Annotated in this window: 3 protein-coding genes and 1 pseudogene; 2 read left to right on the forward strand and 2 right to left on the reverse strand. The window is 67.8% G+C overall.

The genetic code is table 11. The features are described 5' to 3' along the window. On the reverse strand, positions 1 to 721 hold a 721-nt coding region (locus ACLN58_RS20420), incomplete at its 3' end, for a hypothetical protein (protein WP_415857064.1). An 83-nt stretch (positions 722 to 804) separates the two neighbouring features. Here ACLN58_RS20420 and ACLN58_RS20425 point away from each other — a divergent pair. Then, complete coding sequence (locus tag ACLN58_RS20425; RefSeq protein WP_415857065.1) at positions 805 to 1,275, forward strand: MarR family winged helix-turn-helix transcriptional regulator; 471 nt, start codon at positions 805 to 807, stop codon at positions 1,273 to 1,275. A gap of 712 nt (positions 1,276 to 1,987) precedes the next feature. On the opposite strand, the gene ACLN58_RS20430 is transcribed toward ACLN58_RS20425, so the two are convergent. Beyond that, the gene (locus ACLN58_RS20430) at positions 1,988 to 2,470 is read right to left on the reverse strand and encodes a 2'-5' RNA ligase family protein (protein WP_415857066.1); all 483 of its coding nucleotides are present in this window, start codon (positions 2,468 to 2,470) and stop codon (positions 1,988 to 1,990) included. Positions 2,471 to 2,526: 56 nt separating this feature from the next. On the opposite strand from ACLN58_RS20430, the pseudogene ACLN58_RS20435 reads away from it, so the two are divergent. Continuing rightward, a pseudogene (locus ACLN58_RS20435) lies at positions 2,527 to 2,825 on the forward strand (hydroxyacid dehydrogenase); the annotation flags it as partial.

The raw sequence follows: 2,825 nt of genomic DNA on the forward strand, positions 1-2,825 counted from the left end.
AGTCCCCGCGCTTCGGGACCTCGTGCCGGTTGCGGGGCAGGATGAAGCCGACGACGGCGAGCCACGCCAGCCCGACGAAGCGGACGATCGGCAGGAGATAGTCAAGCCCGGGCCAGAACATGCCGAGGAACGAGATCTCGCCAAGGGCGGCGAGCACGAGCCCCGTCCACGCGAGCCATCGCGGCGTGAGCCGCAGGATGAGGGCCGGTACCGCGATGCCGGCGATGAGCAGCCCGGCGCCGGTGGCGAAGCCGAAGCCGCCGAGCGCGAACGCGGCGTCTGCGACGAGATGGACGACGGCGCCGGGGGCCTCGGAGGCCGTCTGGCTCACGGCCCAGATGAGGAGGCCGGACGCGCCGAGCGTGATCGAGGCGGCGATGCCGCCGTAGAACGAGATGTTGGGGCCGGGTACTCGGATGCCGAGCCGGAGGAGCCGCGCATAAGTGGTTGCGGCATAGATCCCGAGGGGAACCGAGGCTCCGAAGGCGAGGAACCCGGTGAGGGTCGCCGAGAAGTTGTGGTCCGTGAAGTAGCGGGCGATGCCATCGGACGGAGTCGACGGCGAGGGGTACGTGGTGCCCGCTGCCAAGGCGGGCAGCGCGACGGCGGCGATCGAGAGGATGAGGGCGACGAGCGCGAGGATCCCCGCGTTCGGCCCGTCGGGGCGGCGGCCGGATCGCGCGGCCTCGGGGCTGGAGGCGGGAGCTGTTAGATCGGTCATGGCTGTAATTATTCACCTAGTGAATCATGCAGTCAATGCTGTATTGTGGATCCATGCCAGAGAGCTTGAGGCCAGAAGGGTCTATGCCAAGCGCCGGGCGCCCAGCCCGCATCGGATTCCTGCTCGCCCAGCTGGGGGCCCACGCCGCCGAACTCTTTGCGGACCAGACCCGCGGACTGGGCATCACGCCGTCGGAAGCCGGCGTGGTCCGGATCATCGGCCGGTCCCCGGGGATCAGTCAGCGCGCGCTCGCTGAGACGCTCGGCTCGGTCCAGAGCCGCGTCGTGGCACTCATCGACCGCCTCGAGAGCGCCGGGCTCGTCACGCGGACGCGGAGCTCCGCCGACCGCCGCGTTCAGGAGCTCCGGCTCACCGAGTCAGGGGCGTCCGTGCTCCGATCGCTGCGCCACGCTGCGGAGGCGCAGGAGGCCGCGATCGTCGACGGCCTCACCGCCGAGCAGGCCACCGAGCTCTTCGGGCTCCTCTCGAAGCTCAGCTCCCTCCGCGGCCTCGACTCGGATGTCCATATCGGCTACCGCGAAGCATCGCGCTGACGCTGGAATGTCGCGAGGGGAGCCCGCACTCCTGGCTATTCGTGGGTCGGACCCGCGGGATCTTCCCGTGGGTCCGACCAAGCGAATACGAAATTTGTGCACTAGTCGCGGGGCGGACCTGCCCGGCGGGATCTCGCGAGCTGTATCCAGCTCGTTAAGATGGTGAGTTCCCAGATTGCTAGGCCGACATAGAAGAGCCAGATCCAGCTTGGCAGCCCCGGGGTCAGCGAGATGGCACAAAGAAGTAGGATAAGCCCGATTTGCTCCATGGTTAGAAAACGATTGCTTTCGGGACTCCATAGCCTCGGATTCAATGTGCTTCCTCCTCTCTGCTTGTTAGGGACAACTGATAGTCACTCCCCAAGCCGCGAGTAGGGTGCCGGCTCCGTACACGGCCCAGCCTACCGTGCCGCCTGTTGGGAGACTCAGGGCCGTTATGGTGCCTGAGGCGACCGCTACGAAGCAGCCCACGCTTATGGGTCCACCGCGCGGAATCAAATCCGGGTTGTAATGTGCGACTTGGCTACCCGAGATGTACGTATCCAGCCAACCGATTGGATGGCTTAAATTCCTATGCCCGATACCATCAAGATTCAACCCTTACTCGTCAGGTCCGGCCAGATTTCCGTGGTGAATTCGCCCGAATACGTGTTGATCTCTACCGTTCTCCGTGGAGAAATCGGACTCTCCTCGGTGGTGAGATCCGCGCTCGTCAGCGCCCATCGTCGAGCGCCGCGACCGCGACCACCTGCGGACGCCCCTGGCCCGGCCCCGGCTCCATGTCCACGAGCGCGAGCTGGGCGAGCCGCAACAGCTGGCCGTCCTCGGCCGCGCCGCGGGTCGTCGCCGTGACGTGGGGCCGGAAGTCCTCGCCCGCGTAATGCGGCGAATCGAACCGGATGCCGAGCGGCGCGAGCGCGTCCGTGAGGACCGCGTGCAGCGCGCGCACCTCGGCCGACTCCACGAGCGCGACCGGCGTATCGTGGCGCGGCCCGAACAGCTCGCCCGGCCCCGCGACGGCGTCGAGCGGCCGGTGCGATGAGGCGACCTCGCCCATCCGGGCGGCGAGCATGGCCGTCGTCGCCTCCGTTGCGAAAACGGGGGTCACCGTCAGATGGAGGGGCCAATCGCGTACGGCGTAGCGCTCGCCGAGAGCCATGGGCTCGAGCGGGAGGACGACGGCGAAGCGGTGCACCTGACGATCCTACGGGGCCATCGGGAGCGTCCAGCGACCGCCGTTAGGCTGTGCACATGACCACCACTCCCCGCATCGCGATCCACGGCGAAGTCCTGCCCTTCCTCACTGACGCCATCGCCGCGGGAGGGGGCGTCGTCGTCGGCCTCGACGAGCAGCCGGAAGGCCTCGTCCTCGACCACGGCAACGACAAGCATGCCCTTCAGGACCTGCTCGACGGGACGCCGTCGATCCGGTGGGTTCAGCTGCCTTCGGCCGGGATCGAGTCGTACGCGCACGCGCTCGCGGCGCATCCCGACAAGGTCTGGACGAGCGCGAAGGGCGCCTACGCGAAGCCCGTGGCCGAGCACGCGCT

It is taken from the genome of Sinomonas sp. G460-2 (assembly GCF_047759905.1).
Taxonomy (GTDB): Bacteria; Actinomycetota; Actinomycetes; order Actinomycetales; family Micrococcaceae; genus Sinomonas.